Annotated in this window: 23 protein-coding genes; all 23 read left to right on the forward strand. The window is 47.9% G+C overall.

Going from position 1 to position 20,828, the window contains the following annotated elements:
• Positions 1–4: 4 nt before the first annotated feature.
• The 23 genes from fliF to BMY11_RS09025 all read left to right on the forward strand — a co-directional run bounded on the left by fliF (position 5) and on the right by BMY11_RS09025 (position 20,825).
• Positions 5–1,573, forward strand: a complete 1,569-nt coding sequence (fliF, locus tag BMY11_RS08915; protein ID WP_090574115.1) for a flagellar basal-body MS-ring/collar protein FliF — start codon at positions 5–7, stop codon at positions 1,571–1,573.
• 11 nt (positions 1,574–1,584) lie between these two features.
• On the forward strand, positions 1,585–2,598 hold the full coding sequence (gene fliG / locus BMY11_RS08920) for a flagellar motor switch protein FliG (RefSeq protein ID WP_090574116.1): 1,014 nt from the start codon (positions 1,585–1,587) through the stop codon (positions 2,596–2,598).
• A complete protein-coding gene (locus BMY11_RS08925) occupies positions 2,591–3,415 on the forward strand; it encodes a FliH/SctL family protein (RefSeq protein WP_090574117.1) in 825 nt (274 codons plus the stop codon). Before fliG ends, BMY11_RS08925 begins: the two co-directional genes overlap by 8 nt.
• Positions 3,405–4,739 carry a flagellar protein export ATPase FliI gene (gene fliI / locus BMY11_RS08930; RefSeq protein ID WP_090574118.1) on the forward strand — a complete coding sequence of 445 codons (1,335 nt, stop codon included), beginning with the start codon at positions 3,405–3,407 and terminating at the stop codon, positions 4,737–4,739. The genes BMY11_RS08925 and fliI overlap by 11 nt, the downstream gene beginning before the upstream one ends.
• A gap of 9 nt (positions 4,740–4,748) precedes the next feature.
• Positions 4,749–5,195 (forward strand): flagellar export protein FliJ, encoded by a 447-nt coding sequence (fliJ, locus tag BMY11_RS08935; RefSeq protein WP_090574119.1) that lies wholly within the window; start codon positions 4,749–4,751, stop codon positions 5,193–5,195.
• Between the two features lie 58 nt (positions 5,196–5,253).
• Complete coding sequence (locus tag BMY11_RS08940; RefSeq protein WP_256217386.1) at positions 5,254–6,150, forward strand: MotE family protein; 897 nt, start codon at positions 5,254–5,256, stop codon at positions 6,148–6,150.
• Between the two features lie 49 nt (positions 6,151–6,199).
• On the forward strand, positions 6,200–7,708 hold the full coding sequence (locus tag BMY11_RS08945) for a flagellar hook-length control protein FliK (RefSeq protein WP_090574121.1): 1,509 nt from the start codon (positions 6,200–6,202) through the stop codon (positions 7,706–7,708).
• Positions 7,709–7,765: 57 nt separating this feature from the next.
• Positions 7,766–8,221, forward strand: coding sequence for a flagellar hook capping FlgD N-terminal domain-containing protein (locus BMY11_RS08950; protein WP_090574122.1), 456 nt, complete (start codon positions 7,766–7,768; stop codon positions 8,219–8,221).
• The gene (locus BMY11_RS08955; protein WP_256217363.1) at positions 8,214–8,591 is read left to right on the forward strand and encodes a TIGR02530 family flagellar biosynthesis protein; all 378 of its coding nucleotides are present in this window, start codon (positions 8,214–8,216) and stop codon (positions 8,589–8,591) included. The genes BMY11_RS08950 and BMY11_RS08955 overlap by 8 nt, the downstream gene beginning before the upstream one ends.
• 92 nt (positions 8,592–8,683) lie before the next feature.
• Positions 8,684–9,511, forward strand: coding sequence for a flagellar basal body rod protein FlgG (gene flgG, locus BMY11_RS08960; protein ID WP_090574123.1), 828 nt, complete (start codon positions 8,684–8,686; stop codon positions 9,509–9,511).
• A 55-nt stretch (positions 9,512–9,566) separates the two neighbouring features.
• Complete coding sequence (locus tag BMY11_RS08965; protein ID WP_090574124.1) at positions 9,567–9,794, forward strand: flagellar FlbD family protein; 228 nt, start codon at positions 9,567–9,569, stop codon at positions 9,792–9,794.
• On the forward strand, positions 9,791–10,273 hold the full coding sequence (locus tag BMY11_RS08970) for a flagellar basal body-associated FliL family protein (RefSeq protein WP_090574125.1): 483 nt from the start codon (positions 9,791–9,793) through the stop codon (positions 10,271–10,273). The genes BMY11_RS08965 and BMY11_RS08970 overlap by 4 nt, the downstream gene beginning before the upstream one ends.
• 42 nt (positions 10,274–10,315) lie before the next feature.
• Positions 10,316–11,317, forward strand: a complete 1,002-nt coding sequence (gene fliM, locus BMY11_RS08975) for a flagellar motor switch protein FliM (RefSeq protein ID WP_090574126.1) — start codon at positions 10,316–10,318, stop codon at positions 11,315–11,317.
• Positions 11,307–12,527 (forward strand): flagellar motor switch phosphatase FliY, encoded by a 1,221-nt coding sequence (gene fliY / locus BMY11_RS08980; RefSeq protein ID WP_090574127.1) that lies wholly within the window; start codon positions 11,307–11,309, stop codon positions 12,525–12,527. The genes fliM and fliY overlap by 11 nt, the downstream gene beginning before the upstream one ends.
• A 21-nt stretch (positions 12,528–12,548) precedes the next feature.
• Positions 12,549–12,911 carry a response regulator gene (locus BMY11_RS08985; protein ID WP_090574128.1) on the forward strand — a complete coding sequence of 121 codons (363 nt, stop codon included), beginning with the start codon at positions 12,549–12,551 and terminating at the stop codon, positions 12,909–12,911.
• Positions 12,912–12,915: 4 nt separating this feature from the next.
• Complete coding sequence (locus tag BMY11_RS08990) at positions 12,916–13,527, forward strand: flagellar biosynthetic protein FliO (RefSeq protein ID WP_090574129.1); 612 nt, start codon at positions 12,916–12,918, stop codon at positions 13,525–13,527.
• The gene (fliP, locus tag BMY11_RS08995) at positions 13,524–14,282 is read left to right on the forward strand and encodes a flagellar type III secretion system pore protein FliP (RefSeq protein WP_090574130.1); all 759 of its coding nucleotides are present in this window, start codon (positions 13,524–13,526) and stop codon (positions 14,280–14,282) included. The genes BMY11_RS08990 and fliP overlap by 4 nt, the downstream gene beginning before the upstream one ends.
• 23 nt (positions 14,283–14,305) lie before the next feature.
• Entirely contained in the window at positions 14,306–14,575 is a 270-nt protein-coding gene (gene fliQ / locus BMY11_RS09000) for a flagellar biosynthesis protein FliQ (RefSeq protein WP_090574132.1), read from the forward strand.
• An 11-nt stretch (positions 14,576–14,586) separates the two neighbouring features.
• Complete coding sequence (fliR, locus tag BMY11_RS09005; RefSeq protein ID WP_090574134.1) at positions 14,587–15,375, forward strand: flagellar biosynthetic protein FliR; 789 nt, start codon at positions 14,587–14,589, stop codon at positions 15,373–15,375.
• A gap of 18 nt (positions 15,376–15,393) precedes the next feature.
• Entirely contained in the window at positions 15,394–16,485 is a 1,092-nt protein-coding gene (gene flhB / locus BMY11_RS09010) for a flagellar biosynthesis protein FlhB (protein WP_090574136.1), read from the forward strand.
• 35 nt (positions 16,486–16,520) lie between these two features.
• Positions 16,521–18,554, forward strand: a complete 2,034-nt coding sequence (gene flhA, locus BMY11_RS09015; RefSeq protein WP_090574138.1) for a flagellar biosynthesis protein FlhA — start codon at positions 16,521–16,523, stop codon at positions 18,552–18,554.
• The gene (flhF, locus tag BMY11_RS09020; RefSeq protein ID WP_090574140.1) at positions 18,551–19,954 is read left to right on the forward strand and encodes a flagellar biosynthesis GTPase FlhF; all 1,404 of its coding nucleotides are present in this window, start codon (positions 18,551–18,553) and stop codon (positions 19,952–19,954) included. Before flhA ends, flhF begins: the two co-directional genes overlap by 4 nt.
• On the forward strand, positions 19,944–20,825 hold the full coding sequence (locus BMY11_RS09025) for a MinD/ParA family protein (RefSeq protein ID WP_090574142.1): 882 nt from the start codon (positions 19,944–19,946) through the stop codon (positions 20,823–20,825). The genes flhF and BMY11_RS09025 overlap by 11 nt, the downstream gene beginning before the upstream one ends.
• Positions 20,826–20,828: the final 3 nt, after the last annotated feature.

The raw sequence follows: 20,828 nt of genomic DNA on the forward strand, positions 1-20,828 counted from the left end.
AATCGTGAACGAGAAAATAGCCCAATACCGAGCGAAGATTGCTGGGTTTTGGAATGCAATGGAGAAGAAACAAAAAATTTGGTTGGGAGCCTCAGTGGGGATCCTGATTCTAACTATAGTGTTACTTACATACCTCTTTTCAAGAGTCAGCTATGAAGTAGCGTTTCAGGATTTGGACAGTACAGATGCAGCAGCCGTTATGGAATACCTCGATACGAACAAGATTTCTTACAAACTTGCTGATGCGGGACAAACCATTATGGTGCCAGCTGCAAATGCGGCAAAAGTTAAAGTTGAAGCGGGTTCTCAAGGGCTTGTCCGTAACGGTACGATTGGGTTTGATCAATTTAACGATAGCGGCTCGATGTTCGGTCCAACGGACCGCATTATGGATATTCAATACCGCAATGCATTGAATGGTGAAATCCAGAAGCTCCTGAACGTGATGCAAGGCGTTAAGAGTTCCAACGTGCTCGTGAACTTGCCAGAAGAGACGGCATTCATGACGACAGAAGAGAAAGAAGAAGCATCGGCATCCATCACGATGACGTTCCGCCCTGGTTATCGCCCGGAGCAGAAGGAAGTCGACGGCTACTATAATCTCGTGAAAACGGCAATTCCCCATATTAAAGCAGAGAATATTACGATCTCTAGTCCTGAAGGAGTACTCCCTTCTAGTAATATCGGCGGAAATGGTCTAGGAAGTGAGCTACTTGACGAACATTATCAAATTCAGCGTAAATTCGAGAATGATCTGAAGCAGAAGGTACAGGCGATGCTAGTTCCGATGGTTGGTATGAAGAACCTGGTTGTAACGGTATCGAGCTCCTTCAATTTCGATAAGAAGAAATCGGATCAATCGCTCGTTTCTCCGCTAGAGAACAATAATAACAACGGTATTATCCTTAGTGAAAAGGAGAACAGCAAGACGGCAACTGGCGGAACTGGCGGCAGCGGCGGTGTTGCTGGAACTGGCGAGACGGATGTCCCAGGTTATCAGGCAACTGACGCCACAAGCGGCGGTAGCAGCGAAGAGAATAACCGAGAGACAAATTATGATTACAACAAAATTTTGAATACGATTGAGTCCGCGCCTTATGTGATAAAAGACTTGTCTATCAGCGTAGGTGTTGAGAAGAGTGCATTGAGCGCCGAAGCGAAGACAGAGATGAACAATTTCTTATCGACAATTATTCGCTCCCAACTCGCAGAGTCCGGTCAAGATGTGAATAATGATGCACTGATTCAGAAGAAAATTTCGATTATGGCTTCAACATTCGTCGACAATGGCGGAGCAACTTCTTCCGCAATACTTTCGACAGGCTGGTTGACAGCAATCGGAGTTGCAGCTCTTGCAATTATCGGTGGACTTGGTTACATGGTCGTTAGACGCCGCAGACAAGCAGCTCTTGTTCAGGAAATGGCTGAAACGCCAGGCAAAGTCGAGTATCCGACAATCGATCTTGAGAATGTTACGAATGAGAATCAAGTACGCAAACAGCTTGAAACACTGGCCAAGCGCAAACCCGAGGAATTTGTCAATTTGCTTCGGACTTGGCTTGTGGATGAATAGAGGTGGCTGGAATGGCAAGATATCAAGGTGGATTCAGTGGTCGTCAGAAAGCAGCCATATTATTAATTTCGCTCGGTCCTGAAGTTTCTGCTCAAATCTTCAAGCAATTAAGAGAAGAAGAGATTGAGCAGCTAACGCTCGAAATCGCCAACGTGCGAAAAGTAGAAAACCTGGACAAAGAAAATATTATGAGCGAGTTTCACCAAATTTGTGTCGCGCAAGAATATATATCGCAAGGCGGTATCTCATACGCTCGCGAGATTCTGGAGAAAGCGCTCGGCGAGTCCAAGGCGATGGAAGTTATCGGACGCCTGACCGCGACGCTGCAAGTGCGGCCTTTCGATTTTGCCCGCAAGGCAGAAGCGAGCCAAATTCTCAACTTCATTCAGAACGAGAATTCTCAAACAATTGCACTCGTCCTTTCTTATTTGCAAGCAGAGCAGTCATCGCAGATTCTATCGTCACTTCCGCAAGAGAAGCAGGCTGAAGTTGCTCGCAGAATTGCGCTTATGGACAGTACGTCCCCTGAAGTTATTTCGCAGGTTGAACGTATTCTCGAGCAGAAGCTGTCCGCTACCGTTACTCAAGATTACACTACTGCGGGCGGTATTGAATCAATCGTTCAAATTTTGAACGGCGTCGACCGCGGTACAGAACGTACTATTCTCGATGCGCTCGAAATTCAAGATCCAGAGCTTGCAGAGGAAATCAAAAAAAGAATGTTCGTCTTCGAAGATATCGTCAACATCGACAACCGTTCGATTCAGCGCATTATCCGCGATATCGAGAACGCCGATCTGCAGCTTGCGCTTAAAGTGGCGAGCGAAGAGGTTCGCGAAGCGATCTTCCGCAACATGTCCAAACGGATGGCGGAATCCTTCAAGGAAGAAATGGAATACATGGGACCTGTTCGGCTGCGTGACGTCGAAGAGGCACAAACTCGCATCGTAGCAACCATCCGTAGACTGGAAGAGTCTGGCGAGATTATCATCGCCCGCGGCGGAGGAGATGATATCATTGTCTAGGTTGTTCAAATCGTCGCATGTGATCTCAGTTGAAGACTTAAAGCGGCTTGAATGGTACAACAAGTACGAACCTGCACTACCAACTGATGAACAGAATGTACCAGTCGGCCCATCAGCAGAAACTATTTCGCTTCGGGAACAAATCCTGGATGACGCTGAGGAATTTGCAAACCAGCGCATTCAAGAGACAGGCGAGCAGATCGAGACGATGTATGAAGATGCAAATGCTCAAATCGACCAATGGTGGTTGGAGCGGCGTTTACAGGATGAACAATTGCAAGAGCAAATTCGTCAAGATGGTTACTCTCAAGGCTACCAGGAAGGAAGAGATGCAGCTACTTCAGAGGTATACGCCCAGTGGGAAGTCATGCTGACAGAAGCAAAAGCGATACTAGACTCCGCTTACGAAACGAAGGAGCAGATCATTCAAGAAGCTGAACCTTTCGTGGTGGCGCTAAGTACGGCGATTGCTGAGAAAATTATTAACAAGCAGCTGAACGTTGATCCGAACTGGTCGCTTGATATTATTCGCAAGTCGCTTGAACGGCGGCGTGAGCAAGGTGTTATTACACTCTGTGTTTCCCCACAGCAGCTTACATTTGTACAAGCCGCAAGAGAAGAACTTTCGCTTGTCATAGATTCACAGGCCGAGCTTCAGATAGTACCGGACGTCTCGGTCAAAGAATTCGGTTGTGTCATTCGTTCTTCATTTGGCAGCATTGACGCTCGTATTGATACACAGCTTGCCGAAATCAAACGAGAATTGATAGGGCTTGCCTTACAAGCCGACGAACGAGGGATAGCAGATGAGAGCTAGTAGACTTGATGCTGATCGCTATATCGAACATCTTCGCCCGCTTGACCCTGTCAGAGTAAATGGCAAGGTGACGCAAGTTATTGGCCTGACGGTTGAATCCGAAGGTCCGGACGCCAGCATCGGTGATGTTTGCTTGATCTACCCAGCTAAATCCTCCAAACCACTCAAAGCGGAAGTAGTTGGTTTCCGGGATAACAAAGTCATTCTAATGCCGCTTGGCGAGCTTACATCCATCGGCCCAGGCTGTGATGTTGTCGGTACTGGCAAACCTCTAACGGTTCAAGTAGGCTCCGAATTGCTTGGAAAAGTGTTGGACGGTCTTGGACAGCCGCTTGACGGCTCTCATCTCCCGAGCCGATTGCCACATCATTCGACCTATAATCAGCCAAGTAATCCGCTCGCAAGGCCGCGTGTGAAAGATCCACTTAGCATCGGTGTTCGCGCGATTGACGGACTATTGACGGTAGGCCAAGGACAACGGATCGGTATCTTTGCCGGTTCCGGTGTGGGCAAGAGTACATTGCTAGGCATGGTAGCTAGAAATACTTCTGCCGACGTCAATGTTATTGCGCTTATCGGTGAACGCGGTCGCGAAGTTCTCGAGTTTATCGAGAAGGATCTCGGTCCAGAAGGGCTTGCAAGATCAGTCGTGATCGTTGCGACCTCGGACCAACCAGCGTTAATCCGAATTAAAGGAGCGCTGATTGCCACAACAATTGCAGAGTATTTCCGAGATCGTGGACTTAACGTCATGCTCATGATGGATTCGGTAACACGCTATGCGATGGCGCTGCGTGAAGTCGGTCTTGCCATCGGCGAACCGCCTGCAACGCGAGGTTACACACCTTCTGTATTCGCAAACCTGCCTAAGCTGCTCGAACGAGCAGGGACAGGGCAGCACGGTTCGATTACAGCATTCTACACCGTCCTCGTTGATGGCGATGATATGAATGAACCGATTGCCGACGCCGTTCGAGGCATTCTTGACGGACACATCGTCCTCAGCCGAGCACTGGCGCACAAAGGACATTTTCCAGCAATCGACGTCTTGGCATCGATTAGCCGGGTCATGAAGGAAATCGTCCCGGAAGAGCAACAGGATGCCGCCAATGAGCTCAAACGTCTCATGTCTATTTATAGAGATTCGGAAGATCTAATTAATATTGGGGCGTACCAACGAGGGTCAAATGAAAAAATTGACCAATCTATCGAATTTTTCGACACCATTCAAGCTTTTACCAAACAGAAAACGACAGAAAAGGCCGGTTATGAGGAATCAAAAGATCGACTAATCCGGGATTTCTACATGAACCTAGGGAGATGACTCAGTTAGATGGCTCGATTTCAGTACGCCTACCAGAAGATCGTCGACTTGAAGACGAGCGAGAAATCACAAGCCGAGTGGCAGCTGTCCGTTGTCATCGGCAAGCTTAACAATGAAGAGCAGTCGCTGCAGCAGCTGCGGCAAGAGAGGGCTTCTTGGGCCGAACGGCTTGGGGCCGCATCAAGCCAAGCGGTGAGCCTATCGGAGCTGCTCGCCATGCAGCAATACATCGAACATCTCGACAGCAGAGTTGTTCACAAGCTTGCAGATGTCAAGAAAGCAGAAATTGCCGTTGAGGCAGGTCGCCGAGTGTTATCCGACCGGATGATGGACGAGAAGGTATGGCAGAAAACGAAGTCGAACGCACATGATCGTTTCCGTGCTGACATGATGGTAAGAGAACAGAATGAGCTCGATGAGATCGCTACCGCAAGGTTTATGTACGCCGCACAATAATTAATGTTGCATTGCGAATCGGGAGCGACGCCCGAGGGAGGGAATTATTTTGGCAGACATGGAAATGGAAAAGCAAGGATACAGCGGATTTGAGAGGTTTATGTTTTTCGTAACGCCGATTCTCTTCACACTCATTCTGCTCGGCGTACTTGTTACGCTGTTTAACTTCGATCTACGCAACAGAGCTCTTGAGATCGGGAATTCGATTCCGTTCTTGAGTAAGGTACTGCCTGACCCTACAGCAGAAGATGGAACAGCTGTAGATGAAGGAAAGATCAAAGCGGAGAATTCAGATGCCAAGATCGCTGAGCTTAAGGCGATGGTCGCTACGAAAGGGGCGGCGCTCACGAAAGCAACGGATGAGAAGACGCAGCTGTCTGGGCAAGTAAAAGCTTTGCAAGCAGAGATAGAGACGCTGAAGCAGGCTGGAGCGGAGAAGCAGCTTGAGGATGCCGAATATCAGAGCAAGATTAGTGAGCTTGCTACGATGTATGGCAAGATCTCGCCAAGCAAGGCAGCTCCAATCTTGGAGAGCATGGAGATGGCAGAAACGGTGCTGGTCCTCGATGCAATGAAGCCGGATGACCGTGTACGTATTCTTGAGAAGATGACACCTTCCAAAGCGGCCGAAGCTACCATCATGCTGAAAGACGTGAAAACGGTTAAGGATCGTCAAATTGCCGCTCTGCAAGCAAGAGTCAACAAGAAGGAATCGACTGCGACGCAGCCGAGCACCGTTCTGAGCAATACACAGTTGAACACAACGTTCTCGAATATGGATCCTAAACGAGCCGCTGAGCTGCTGCTCAAAATGGCGGACGTCAGTCCTAGCAAAGTACTAAGGATCTTGAACGCCGTAACGGACGCATCCCGCGCTTCCATCATTGCGGAGATGTCCAACTTGAACAAAGATATTACTGCACAGCTCGTCTCGAAGCTGATGGTAGGTAAGTAATAGCTACATTCTCGCGTTCGACTTTCTAGGATGAAAGGAGGTGAGAAATATGCAAATGTCCGTTTCTAATGCACCAACTAGCGTAACTCCAGCTGGAGCAACTGCTGCACCTTCTGCGGCTAAAGGCGGAGATAACGCTGCTTTTGTCCAAACGCTTGCACAAACCCTGGCAGGTAGTCCTGCAGCGAATGCGGGCGGTGAGACAACTGGCGACGCTGCTGTGATGCCGAAGACTCCTGCGAATCTGTTAGCTTCTTTACTCGGTGGCAATCTATCGAAGGAAGATCTGCTAGCCGCAATCGACTCGCTCTTGAAACAGCTCGATGATACAGATGCTGAACAGCTAGCGAATACGACAACAGAAGGCAATTTGACTGACGCACTTGTTCAATTGGACAGCTTGATGAGCTTGCTTACTGGCATGCCAATGGCTAATCAGCAACAGCCTGATGCTCAAAGTGATTTCATTAATATGCTTTCAGCAGATGGTACTGGTGATCAAGCCGGCACAGCTGATACAATGCTTGGGGTAATTGCAGCACTTACTGCCACAGGAACGCAAGCAGCTACCGAACAAACTACTGCTCAGCTAACGGAGACTAGCTCAGATGCGAAGAGTGCAAACGTTGAAGTAATCGCAGCATTGAAGTCTGGCCTGCAAGAAACGCTTTCTGATTTGCGGGCATTACTGCAGCAAAGTAAAAGCGGAGGTGCGGCTGGACGTGATCAGAATGTGCTCATCAGCAAACAACTTATTGCGACTGAGCAGCTCCTAAGTGGGACGAAGCCTGACCTGCAAGCTGCGATTAAAGCGCTAACTGAGTCTGCTGGCAGCGAACAAGTGGACACGATTCGTTCGGTTCAAACCGCTTCCGTAACGACAAACTCGCATCTTCAGCGTATGTCCCATCAGCTCCTTCATGTAGGATTGCTGAAAGTGGTTCCGAAGGCTGAGGATCAACAAGGACAAGCTGGACGAGCAGATTCGCAGCAGCAATTGAACGCTCTGAACGCGCCGACTGTCACGCTGGGTCAAGATTTGCGGCGTACGCAGCTAACTTCCTCCAGGGAAGTCATCCAGCAGCCGGTTCCGGTTAATCAGTTCGCATCAACGGTTCAAGGGCTCGTTGTTAAACAGTTCCAGGTTTCATCGGGCAACGGTATATCACAAGCACAGCTGACCTTGAATCCAGAGCATTTGGGTCAAGTGAACGTGAACATTTCCATTCATGGCGGTGTTGTAACCGCGCAGTTCTTGACTGATACCGTAGCGGCGAAGGATATGCTGGAGAACCAGTTGGCACAGCTTCGTTCTACACTTCAATCCCAAGGTCTTCAAGTCGATAAGCTGGAAGTTTCACAGACCGCTGCTCAAACGAATTTATTCCAAGAGCATGATCGCAATGGTCAAAGCGGGAGAGAGCAAGGCACTTCTGGACGCGGTGGTTCGAGCAAGGAGACTGATCTTGACTTTAACACGGATCTCGAAGAGCTTACGCTTGAACAGGCAGTCGATCAGGATTTGGGATTAGGTCGAGGTATTCATACAACTGCTTAACGACAAGCACGCAGTCTGTTCAATACCGATAACTGGATAGAACGGAGGTGACAGAAAATGTCCGATCGTGTTTCCACCACCAACATATGGCCTTATTACAGTTCCAGCAACGTACATGCTGCTACTAATAAAGCGGCAGATACCTCTCTTGGAAAAGATGATTTTCTGCGCATTCTTGTAACGCAGCTGCAGAACCAGGATCCGATGCAGCCGCTCGAGGATAAAGACTTTATCGCTCAAATGGCGCAGTTCTCCTCTGTGGAGCAGCTTGTGAATATGTCGGATCAATTGGCTGGTCTTCGCCAGAATCTTGGAATGGTTTCCAGTATGATTGGTAAAGACGTGCAATGGTACGATTATTCCGATTCGGGTGAAATGCTTACACAAACAGGAACTGTGGATTCAATTGTCATCAAAGACAAAGTGCAGTATGCAAGAATCGGCAATACTGATGTCAATCTTGATGACATCGTCTCTATTGGCGAGAGAGGCGGTGAAGCTACCAGTGAGTGATGTCATGAAAATTGGCCATTTACGGTTAACTGCTACCGCACAGGTACACAAAGCAGCCCAGAAAGAACAGGCGGCTGGACGTACGGAGTCATTTCAAGAGGTTCTGGATCGCAATGTTCTGAAGTTTAGCCATCATGCCGAAACAAGGATGGCGCAGCGCGGAATAACGTTGAAGCCGGAGACATTATCGAAGATCTCGAATGCAATCGATCAAGCGGCTGCAAAGGGAGCAAAAGACTCATTGATCGTTTATCAAGATATTGCGATGATAGTCAATGTCCCGACGCGAACGGTCGTTACTGCACTGGATGGCAGTAAGCTGCAAGGAAATGTGTTCACTCAGATAGACAGTGCAGTCATTGTGAATTAATCGGCTGGACCTAATGAGGAAGCCGAAGAGCCGTGGAACGACAGAAGCGGCTCAATACAACTGCTATACAACACTAGGAGGTTGACTACTCGATGTTAAGATCTATGTACTCTGGCGTTTCCGGTATGCGTGGTTTTCAAACGAAGCTGGATGTCATCGGTAACAATATCGCAAACGTAAATACAGTAGGCTTTAAAGCAGGACGCGTTATGTTCAAAGATATTTTGAGCCAAACCGTTTCCGGTGTTACGCGTCCGGAAGAAGGCACAACTGGCGGCGTGAATGCGAAGCAGGTTGGTCTTGGCGTAGCGATTGCGTCGATCGACACAGTACATACGCCAGGCAGCGCGATGACAACAAACGTGCCAACTGACGTTCGTCTTGACGGTGACGGATTCTTCGCAGTTTCCCCATCCGGCGATGGTGCAGAGGCGCCATACCTGACTCGCGCAGGTAACTTCTCACTAGATGCAGCAGGCCAGCTCGTAAATGGCGATGGCATGTTCGTACTTGATTCCAACGGCGGCCCAATTACGCTTGATCCGGCTGAGGTTAAATCGTTCACGATTTCCCAAGACGGCTCGATTATCGCAGTAGGCGCTGACGGCACAGCCACTTCCACAGGCATTCAGCTTGGTGTTGTGAAAGTTACGAACCCGAACGGTCTTGAGAAGATCGGCGGTAATCTGTACCGCATGACACCGAATGCGAACATTGATGGTGAGGTAACGCTGACAACTGCGAACGACGCAGAAGCCGGTACAGGCGCGATTATCTCCGGTCAGCTCGAAATGTCGAACGTAGACTTGACTTCCGAGTTTACAGAGATGATCGTTGCACAGCGTGGTTTCCAAGCGAACTCGCGGATCATCACTACATCCGATGAGATTTTGCAAGAAGTCGTAAACCTGAAGCACTAGGTAAATAACCGCTAGGGAGGCTTTCCGCCTCCCTGCTAGGTTAAGGAGGAAGCTCATGATCGCTGTAACGCGACTGAATGGAAAGTCCCTACATATCAATGCGCTGCTTATTGAGCTGGTAGAAGAAACGCCTGATACTTTGATTACAATGACAACAGGTAAAAAAATACTGGTGTTGGAGAAAGCAACCGAAGTAATTTCCTCCATACAGTCTTATCTTCGCTCGATCGGCGTCTATGCGGCGACCCTAAAGAGTGATCAAACGGAGGGACCATCACAATGAAAAAACTGCTGCCCTGGCTAATCTCGATTCTGCTTGCTATCACGCTAATCGCTATCGTGGCTGTTATCCTGCTAAACTCGATTATGGGGGATGACAAAACTAACAACGCGACTAACAAAGCTGCGAATAACGCTGCATCTGTTGAAACAAAGAAGCTTACCGCAGATGATCGCGTTGAACTAACAAGCGAGATTGCGGATATCAAAACCAATCTTTCGGACCCAGAGTATATCGCGGTTCTTGGGCTTGCTTTTCAATTAGATGAGAAATCGACGAAAGAAGATTTCGAGAAAATTAAAGAGATTCAAATTAAACCGATCATCATCCGTACATTGTCGGATATGAAGCCAGAAGAGATAAACGGTTCCGCAGGAAAAGACTTACTCTGCGCGAAGCTTCTCAACCTGATCAATCCGGAGCTGCCGGAAGGCAAGCTAATCAAAGTTGAAGTCACCAACTTTATTGTAACGAAGCTGTAATCATCTTAAGAACACCGCATTCCTTTGAAGGGGGTGAGATAATTGGTTGATGTTCTGTCGCAGAACGAGATTGACGCGTTGCTTGCTGCTTTATCATCCGGAGAGATGGATGCAGAAGAACTGAAAAAGGAAGAGACGCAGAAGAAAATTCGGCTATACGAATTTAAACGTGCGGTCCGTTTCTCGAAGGATCATATCCGAAGTTTGACTCGGATACACGAAAACTTCGCGCGATACTTGACCACCTATTTCTCAGCGCAGCTTCGCACATTTGTCCAAATAAGCGTAGTTCAAGTTGAGCAATTGCCATATGACGAGTTTATCCGCTCGATTCCGAAGATGACCATCCTCAACATTTTTGAGGCTGAACCGCTCGAAGGTCGAATGGTCCTTGAAGTTCATCCGAACGTCGCCTATGCGATGCTCGATCGTTTGTTAGGCGGTCAAGGTCTGGCGCCTTCCAAGATAAATGCACTGACTGAAATTGAAACAAACATTATGGAACGAATATTCAGCCGTGCATTTGAGAGCTTGCAAGAGGCTTGGAAGACCATCATGGATATTCAGCCAAGACTCGAAGCGCTTGAGACGAATCCGCAGTTCATGCAAATTGTATCGCCTAACGAAACGATTGCACTGATCTCGCTAAGCACCAAAATTGGCGATACAACGGGGATGATAAATTTATGTATCCCGCATGTCGTCATTGAGCCCATCATGTCGCGCTTGTCTGTCCACCATTGGTTTGTTTCACAGAAGAAGACAAGGGCGCCTGAAGAGGTGGAAATCCTAAAGCAGCGGGTGACGAAGGCGAAATTGCCTATCGTAGCTGAGCTTGGTCAATCCAGCATTTCGATTCGCGAGTTTCTGGGGCTTTCGGTTGGGGATGTCATATCGCTTACTAAATCAATCGATCAAGGGCTTGATATTAAAGTAGGGGAAAAACTGAAATTTATCGGCAGCCCAGGTTCGGTTAAGGATCGTATGGCAATTCAAATCGATGAAGTTCTCACCGAAGGAGTGGAAGAAGATTATGACGAGTAAAGATTACTTATCTCAAGAAGAAATTGATGCCTTGCTGCGTCAATCTTCCGATGAGCCTGATATGCCGGAGCCATTCGACCGTGAGAAGGAATTAAACAGTCACCTCAGCTCGATTGAGCAAGACGCGCTAGGCGAAATCGGCAATATTACGTTCGGTAGTGCCGCGACTGCGCTCTCGACACTGCTTGGCCGGAAGGTAGACATCACAACGCCTGAAGTATCGCTTATCAAGCGCAGCGAGCTCGACGATGAGTTCCCTAAACCGCATGTTGCCGTTTCGGTCAGCTACGTGGATGGCTTCCAGGGTATCAACTCTCTAGTAATTAAGACGAAGGATGCCCAAACGATTGCAGACCTGATGCTTGGCGGAGAAGGCAAGCTGCTCGGATCAGAGCTTAACGAGATTCATATTAGTGCCGTTCAGGAAGCGATGAATCAGATGATGGGTTCATCCGCAACCTCAATGTCTACGATCTTCAACCGCTTCGTTAATATCTCGCCTCCAGGCATCGACATTCTTGATGTTAATAATGGAGACGGGATGGAGCAGTTACCGCAAGACGATACTTTTATCAAAATAGCGTTCCGTCTGAAAATCGGTGACTTGATCGACTCGACAATCATGCAGCTTCTCCCAATCTCGTTCGCCAAAGAAATGGTAGACACATTAATGGGAGGCGTTTCCGAGCCTACGCCAGCACCAGCTTCGATAAGTACGCCGGCACCTGCAGCCGTTGCAGCAGCGCCAGTGCCGGCACCAGCGCCGGTTCACACACCGCCGCCGGCAACTGTAGCACCACCAGCGGCAGCTTATATGCCACCGCCAATGCCGGAGTATGCATCAGCACCGCATATGCCCCAAACATACGGAGCACCAGCTAACCGAAACGTGAATATACAGCCAGTCCAATTCGCGAATTTCCAAGGTGCGCCATATGTGCAAGCAGAGGAGTCAAATTTAAATTTATTGCTCGACATACCGCTTAAGGTCACAGTAGAATTAGGTAGAACTCAGAAGCAAATTAAGGATATTCTTGAATTGTCACAAGGTTCAATCATTGAGCTGGACAAGCTAGCAGGTGAACCAGTCGATATTCTAGTAAATAACAAACTGATCGCTAAAGGCGAGGTAGTCGTTATAGATGAGAATTTCGGTGTGCGTGTAACTGATATTGTTAGCCAATGGGATCGTATCCAAAAATTACAATAATCCTTAGGGGGAAACACAACAATGGCAAATCGCATATTGGTCGTAGACGACGCAGCATTCATGAGAATGATGATTCGCGACATATTGACGAAAAACGGATACGAAGTAGTAGGGGAAGCGCAAGACGGCGCACAAGCAATCGAGAAATTCAAGGAATTCAAGCCTGACCTAATCACGATGGATATTACAATGCCTGAAATGGACGGCATCGCAGCATTGAAAGAAATTAAGAAAATAGACGGCAATGCGAAAGTCATTATGTGCTCCGCTATGGGTCAACAAGCGATGGTTATCGATGCGATTCAAGCAGGCGCGAAAGACTTCATTGTTAAACCGTTCCAAGCTGACCGCGTTATTGAAGCGATCAAGAAAACATTAGGTTAATTGTATGGAAGCTTTAAAGAAATATCGGCTTGCTGGCTTAACCATCTTCGGCTGGTTAGTGACAGCAAGTCTCGCATCAGCAGATACACCAGTAGAAGATGATAAGCCCGTCATAGGAACCAGCATTGGTTACTATGCCTGGGTTATCGTCGCGCTGATGATCGTCATTGGTCTCATTCTTCTCGTTATCAAATTTCTAGCTAGCCGGAATCGCGGATGGGGAACGAGTAGGGCGCTTCGCACTTTAGGTGGTATCCCGCTTGGCCAGAACAAGTCGGTACAAGTTATTGAACTTGCAGGAAGAGTCTATGTCGTCGGTGTTGGCGAAGACATCACGCTGCTGGACAAGATCGAGGATCCTGATCTAGCTGAAAGTGTACTCACTGCAATTGAACAGCAGAATGGACGCGCATGGAACTCACCAACGATTACTGATTTTTTGAATAGATTCCGCAAAAGCTCGAAGGCTGATGAGCCAACGAACGAGCCGTGGCAAGAAGCAGTTTCTTTCAAGGAACTGCTCAACAACGGTATGAGGCGGCAATCGGGTCAAAAACAGAAGGTTGAAGAGTTGCTGCACGAGCAAAAACAAAACGATCGGTTGTTGGACGAATGAACAGAAAAATCTTATGGACAGTTTTTGCATTTCAATTGGTAGGTTTACTCTTTCATGCACATGCTTTTGCCGAGCCGATTCCGAATGTAAGTGTTAGTATCGGCGACGGAAGTGGAAGTGGTGCGCCGGATTCGAGCGCTTTGTCACTGCTTCTTATCATAACAGTGCTAAGTGTAGCACCAGGCATTCTTGTTCTGATGACGAGCTTCACTCGAATTGTAATTGTGCTCAGTTTCGTTCGGACATCCCTTGGTACGCAGCAAATGCCGCCGAACCAAGTGCTTGTCGGACTTGCACTGTTTCTAACCTTCTTTATTATGTCACCAACTTTGGGCACTATGAATCAGGTTGCACTGCAGCCTTACTTGAAAGGCGAGCTGACGCAAACGCAGGCGCTGAGTAAAGCGGCGGTTCCGCTCAAGAAGTTTATGATGAATCAGACGCGTGAGAAAGACTTGCTTCTCTTCCTGAAATATACGAAGACGGAGAAGCCGAAGTCTTACGAGGATGTGTCGATTACGGTGATGGTTCCAGCTTATGCGCTTAGTGAGCTTCGAACGTCATTTCAGATGGGATTCATGATCTTCATTCCGTTTCTAATTATTGATATGGTTGTCGCCAGTACGCTCATGGCGATGGGGATGATGATGTTACCGCCTGTCATGATTTCGCTCCCGTTCAAAATCTTGCTTTTCGTTCTCGTAGATGGCTGGTATCTAATCGTCAAATCATTGCTGCTTAGTTTCAACGGCTAGCAATTGCAAGGGAGTGCATAAGAATGAGTACTGATTTCATCATTACCTTAGCAGGGCAAGCGGTATACACGGTGCTTAAGGCCAGCGCACCGATGCTCCTGATAGGCCTCATTGTCGGTTTGGCCGTCAGTATTTTTCAAGCGACAACGCAGATCCAAGAGCAAACACTTGCTTTCATACCAAAAGTTGCTGCAGTACTGTTATCCGTTCTTTTTTTTGGTCCGTGGATACTGAACACACTGGTCGATTTCACCTACAATCTGCTGAGTAACTTGTATAAATACATCGGATAGGCTGTGGATCGATGGAGATTTTTCTTCAAGGGTTCCCTATTTTTTTGCTTATTTTTTGTCGAATAACAGCTTTTTTCGTCGTTGCACCTGTATTCTCGACTCGAAATGTGCCAAAAACGTTTAAATTGGGGCTCTGTTTTTTTGTATCACTGCTTGTCTTTTTAACGTATGGCTTGAAGCAAACGATTGTGCCTGATGCCGAATATATCCTTGCTATATTTCGAGAAATTCTCGCAGGCGTTCTACTAGGCTTTACTGCTTATATGTTCTTTACGATCATCAACACAGCCGGAAGCTTTATTGATATGCAGATAGGCTTCGGGATGGCGAACATCCTTGACCCGATGACAGGTGTTTCGGCACCGCTGCTCGGTAACTTTAAAGGCATGGTCGCAACGCTGGTATTCTTGTCTATCAATGGACATCACTTTTTGCTTTCAGCACTCATTCAAAGCTATGAATGGATACCGCTCTCGAATACGCTGTTTGCTCATGTGCATTCAGGAAGCATATCTACATTTCTTACGACGATGCTTGTCCAATCCTTCATGCTTGCGCTTCAAATGTCAGCACCGCTCGTCGTAGCGATGTTCCTGACAGATGTAGGGCTCGGTTTTCTCGCACGAACAGCACCTCAGTACAACGTGTTTGTTATCGGAATTCCGATTAAGCTTCTAGTCGGTTTACTGATGCTCAGCGTAATGATGCCGGGATTGATTATCATCTACGAGCACTTATTTGACCAGATGTTCACTGCGATGCAGAAGCTTTTCTCCATTCTACAAGGACCCGCAGCTTAAGGGGGAGGGCTAATACTTATGGTGAAGTACCGTTTCACGCTCGATCTACAGTTGTTCAATCAGGAAAAAACAGAGCGTGCGACACCAAGAAAACGGCAAGAAGCACGTCAAAAAGGTCAGATTGCCAAAAGTCAGGAAATACCGGGCGCGCTCATTCTATTGTTTATTTTTCTTAGCTTCTTTGCTCTAGGTGGTTATTACAAAGTACGTATTCTGCATCTTTTCGGTTTGATCTTTGAACAGAGATTGTTGATGGAAGTGACTAAGAGCAACGTCGTTTCCTTGTTCTCCGACATCATGATGCAGAGCTTCATGCTTCTAGCTCCAATCTTCGGCATCGCTATACTCGTGGCATTGTTGGCGAATTATTGGCAAGTCGGTATCCTGTTCACTGGTGAACCGATCAAGATGAAGCTGAACAAACTGAATCCGATAAGCGGATTCAAACATATCGTATCCATGCACGCTTTAGTCGAGTTCATCAAAAATATTTTGAAATTGTTGGTAATCGGACTAATTGTCTATCGGGCACTATGGAACGAGAGAACGCAGATTATGAATCTCGCGCGTGTTCCAATTGGCGACATTTTTAGTTACGTAGCAAACATCACGATTAAGCTCGGGATAGAGATTGGTGCAGTCCTTGTTATTCTCGCCTACTTTGATTTCCTATATAAGCGCTTTGAGCACGAGAAGAGCTTACGCATGTCCAAGCAAGATATCAAAGATGAGCACAAGAAGACAGAGGGCGACCCGCTCATTAAAGGCAAAATCAGAGAGCGTCAGCGACGTATGGCATTGCAGCGAATGATGCAGGAAGTGCCTAAAGCTGATGTAGTTATCACGAACCCAACTCACTTCGCGATCGCGCTCAAGTACGATGGGGCGACGATGGAAGCTCCGACCGTTATTGCTAAAGGGATGGATTTCGTAGCATTGCGGATTAAAGATGTGGCGAAGGAGAATGGCGTCATAATGATGGAAAACAGGCCGCTTGCCAGAGCGTTGTACGATCGGGCGGAAATTGGTGACACGATTCCAGCCGATCTTTTCCAAGCTGTGGCGGAAGTGCTGGCATATGTATATAAATTGAAGCAAAAAGTGAAGTAACATTAGCAGCAATCATCAGTGGAGGAGGGTACGTCATGAAGGCTAGAGACCTGACAATTCTTATCGGGATCATCGGCATCGTTCTTATGATGGTCATTCCGATTCCAACCGGCTTAATGGACGTGCTCTTGATCATCAACATTTCAATCGCTTTGATGATTTTGCTTATATCCATGAATACGAACGACGCACTGCAATTCTCCATCTTTCCTTCCATGCTCCTCATTACGACTTTATTCCGGCTCGCACTTAATGTATCAACCACACGTAACATATTGTCCAAAGCGGAAGCAGGGAAAGTCGTACATACGTTTGGAAGCTGGGTTGCAGGCGGGCAGATCGCCATCGGTTTCGTCGTATTCCTTATTCTAGTTGTTGTGCAGTTCATCGTTATTACGAAAGGTTCGGAGCGTGTCGCAGAGGTTGCGGCTCGCTTCACACTCGATGCGATGCCTGGTAAACAGATGAGTATTGATGCGGATTTGAATGCGGGTCTCATTAACGAGATGCAAGCAAGAGAGCGTCGCCAGAAGATTGAGAAGGAAGCCGATTTCTACGGTTCCATGGACGGTGCCACTAAATTCGTTAAAGGTGACGCCATAGCCTCCATCATTATCCTGATCATTAACTTGATCGGTGGATTCATTATCGGGATGGCTGTTCACGGGTTTTCCTTCAGTGAATCGATCAATACGTTCTCCATTCTGACGATCGGTGACGGACTTGTCAGCCAAATTCCAGCACTTCTCATCTCCACAGCGACAGGCTTAATCGTTACTCGTGCTGCTTCTGAAGGCAATTTGGCGCATGATGTGACAATGCAATTGTTCCGCTATCCGAAACTGCTTTACATTGTAGCTGGAACGATTACGCTGCTCGGTCTAGGAACTCCAATTGGTCCTTTTGCGACACTCCCGTTTGCAGCAATTATCGTATATGCAGGATTCCGGATGCAGTCGAACCTTACGAAGGAGCAACAAGCACAAGATATGCTCGTGGAAGAACAAGAAATCGAAGAGGTTCGCAGCCCGGAAAGTGTCATCAGTCTGCTGCAGGTCGATCCGATCGAATTCGAGTTCGGTTATGGTCTTATACCGCTCGCGGATACGCAGCAGGGCGGTGACTTGCTTGACCGAATTATTATGATTCGCAGGCAGTGTGCACTTGAGCTTGGTCTTGTCGTACCGGTTATCCGGATTCGAGACAATATTCAACTCAAACCGAACGAGTACGTCATTAAGATCAAAGGCAACACGGTTGCTCGTGGCGAGCTGCTGCTGAATCACTACTTGGCGATGAGCCCAGGCTTTGATGATGATTCGATCGTTGGTATTGAAACGATGGAGCCTGCATTCGGCTTACCGGCGATCTGGATCGATGAAGCAACGAAGGAACGTGCAGAGCTGCTCGGATATACCGTAGTTGATCCACCGTCAGTCGTGGCGACTCATTTGACTGAGCTTATCAAGCGCCATGCACATGAGCTGATCGGCCGCCAAGAAACGAAGGCTCTTATCGAGAATGTTCGCGAGTCTTACCCTGCACTTGTGGATGAGCTTATCCCATCCATTCTGAATGTCGGTGATATTCAGAAGGTGCTTGCGAAGCTGCTTCGTGAGAAAATCTCGATTCGCGATATGGTTACGATCTTCGAATCACTCGCCGATCATGGTGCTTATACGAAAGATCCAGATATCCTTACTGAATATGTGCGTCAGGCGCTATCCAGACAGATTACACAGCAATTCTCCCATAATGGCGACACGCTGCGAGTTATTACGGTAGGTCCGCTGTTAGAGAAGAAGATAGCAGAGTCGGTACAATCATCCGATCAAGGCACCTACTTGGCGATGGATCCGGTGTCAACGCAGACGATCTATCAGAAACTGAATGAACAAGTGAACAAGCAGATTCAATCTGGCCATCAGCCGATTGTACTCGCTTCTCCAACAATTCGGATGTACCTTCGCCAAATTGTTGAGCGTACGATGCAGGACATTCCGGTTCTCTCGTACAGTGAGCTTGAACCTAGTATTGAAGTACAGAGCATTGGAGTGGTGAATCTATGAAGGTAAAGCGCTATGTCGTCAATGCCTTACCTGAGGCACTTCCCATGATTCGAAGTGAACTCGGCATAGATGCCGTAATTTTAAACACCAAAGAAATTCGCGTCGGCGGATTTCTTGGCATGTTCGGCAAGAAGAAGACAGAAGTTATCGCCGCTGTAGAGACTGGTAGCGCCAACAATTCAAGTTCGAGCTCGAAAGCGAAGCCGCCGGCTCGCACGCAAACTGCAGTCGGTGCCAGACCTAATGCAATGCCCCAAGCATCGCCCAAACCAGTAGTTCCCGCAGCGCCTTCACCGGCTGCTGCATCCGTATTCGATGCAGTACTCAGCCATGCGGCTGAAGTGAAGCAGGCAAGAGCTGCAGCAACGGCAACAGAAGTCCATGAGCTTCCGAAGATATCTCCAGCGGCTGCTTATGGAGCAAGAACAGCGGCTCCGAGTGAGGTGCCTGTAGCGGTAGCGCCAGAGGTGCTTGCTCAAGATGTTCGCAAACCGCTACTGACGGAAGATCATTTGCTTGCTGAGATTCGCGACATGAAGCAGTGGATTGTGCGAATGTCGAAACAACAGCAGCAGGAAGCACGACCGGCTGCCATCCAGGCACTTCAAGACAAGTTGGAAGATCAAGAAGTCGATCAGCAATGGATTGATCAGTTGATCGAGCAGGTTGAAGCCGAGATGAATGAAGCGAAGCAACATGGTATTGCTATTGCTGCCGATGATGACACGGCATATGTTTGGGGCTGTGCGCGACGGATCTTGATCGGTTGGATGCGCAAGTTTGAAGCGAATCAAATTAGCCGCGATACGCAGGTCATCCATTTTGTTGGTCCGACTGGTGTCGGCAAAACAACATCTATTGCGAAGCTTGCCGCTGAGCAAACATTGAAAGCTGGACGTAAAGTCGGATTTATTACATCCGATACGTACCGGATTGCAGCAGTTGATCAGTTGCGCACATATGCAACGATCCTCAATGTACCACTTGAAGTCGTCTTCTCTCCTGCTGAGGTGACGAGAGCCTTTAAGCAGCTTGAAGGACGCGAGCTGATCTTCATGGATACGGCGGGACGTAATTTCCGCAATGAGCTTTATGTATCCGAAGTGAACAGCTTGCTGCAGTCAGGAAGTCATTCGATGACTTATCTGGTACTCAGCCTAACGGGCAAGTTCAGCGATATGTCGACGGTTGCCGGTAATTTTGCCAAATACGGTATTGACCATGTGCTCTTCACGAAGCAAGATGAGACGCACGCGTGCGGAGCGATTCTGAACTTAGCGCTTGAGCACGGCCTCAAACCTACGTATGTCGCATGCGGTCAGACGGTTCCGGATGACATCGCCCCATTCCAAGCAGCCAGCTATGTCGAACAATTGCTGGGGGCTTCTGATGATAAATAACGATCAAGCGGAAGCGCTAAGAAACTTGGTTCGGAACAATGCGACGATGCGTGAAGAAGGCAGAGCAACTCGAATCGTAACCGTTACTAGCGGGAAGGGCGGCGTCGGGAAGTCAAACTTCAGTTTGAACTTCTGCCTGGCGCTACAACAGCTCGGCAAGAAAGTGCTCATATTTGATGCGGATATTGGCATGGCGAACATTGATGTGCTTATGGGCGTTTCCTCTCCCTATAATCTCTATCATCTACTAAAGCAGGAGAAGACGATCTGGGATATTATCCAGGAGGGTCCGCACGGTGTTCATTTTATCGCTGGTGGTTCGGGTTTTAAGGATCTCGTCGATCTATCTTCGGCGCAGCTTGATTACTTCGCGGAACAAATTGGTCGGTTGCATGGTGAGTATGATGTAATTTTGTTCGATACAGGCGCAGGCCTTTCGAAGGAAACGATTAAATTCATTACCGCCGCCCAAGAGACGATTATCGTCACAACACCCGAGCCAACATCAATTACAGATGCATACGCGCTGATTAAGATGGTGACCGCGATGGAGCATGACGTGAAATTCAAGCTTATCGTGAACCGTGCAACAGATGCTAAGGAAGGTAAGGCGACAGCGGACAAGATGGCGCTAGTCGCCCAGCGCTTCCTGAATCTTGAACTGCCTGTGCTCGGATATTTGCCAGATGATCCGAATGTACCCAAATCGGTAAAGAAACAAGTACCTTTTTCAATCGCATTTCCAGGCACAGTTGCATCAAAGACAATCATGGATATCGCCAAGCAATTTGCCGATGTCCCAGGTGTTTCAGGGGCCACCAGCAACGGTGTCAAAGGGTTTCTACATAAAATGTTCAGACTTTCAAAATAATCC

The organism is Paenibacillus sp. OV219 (genome assembly GCF_900110075.1).
Classification (GTDB): Bacteria; Bacillota; Bacilli; order Paenibacillales; family Paenibacillaceae; genus Paenibacillus_Z.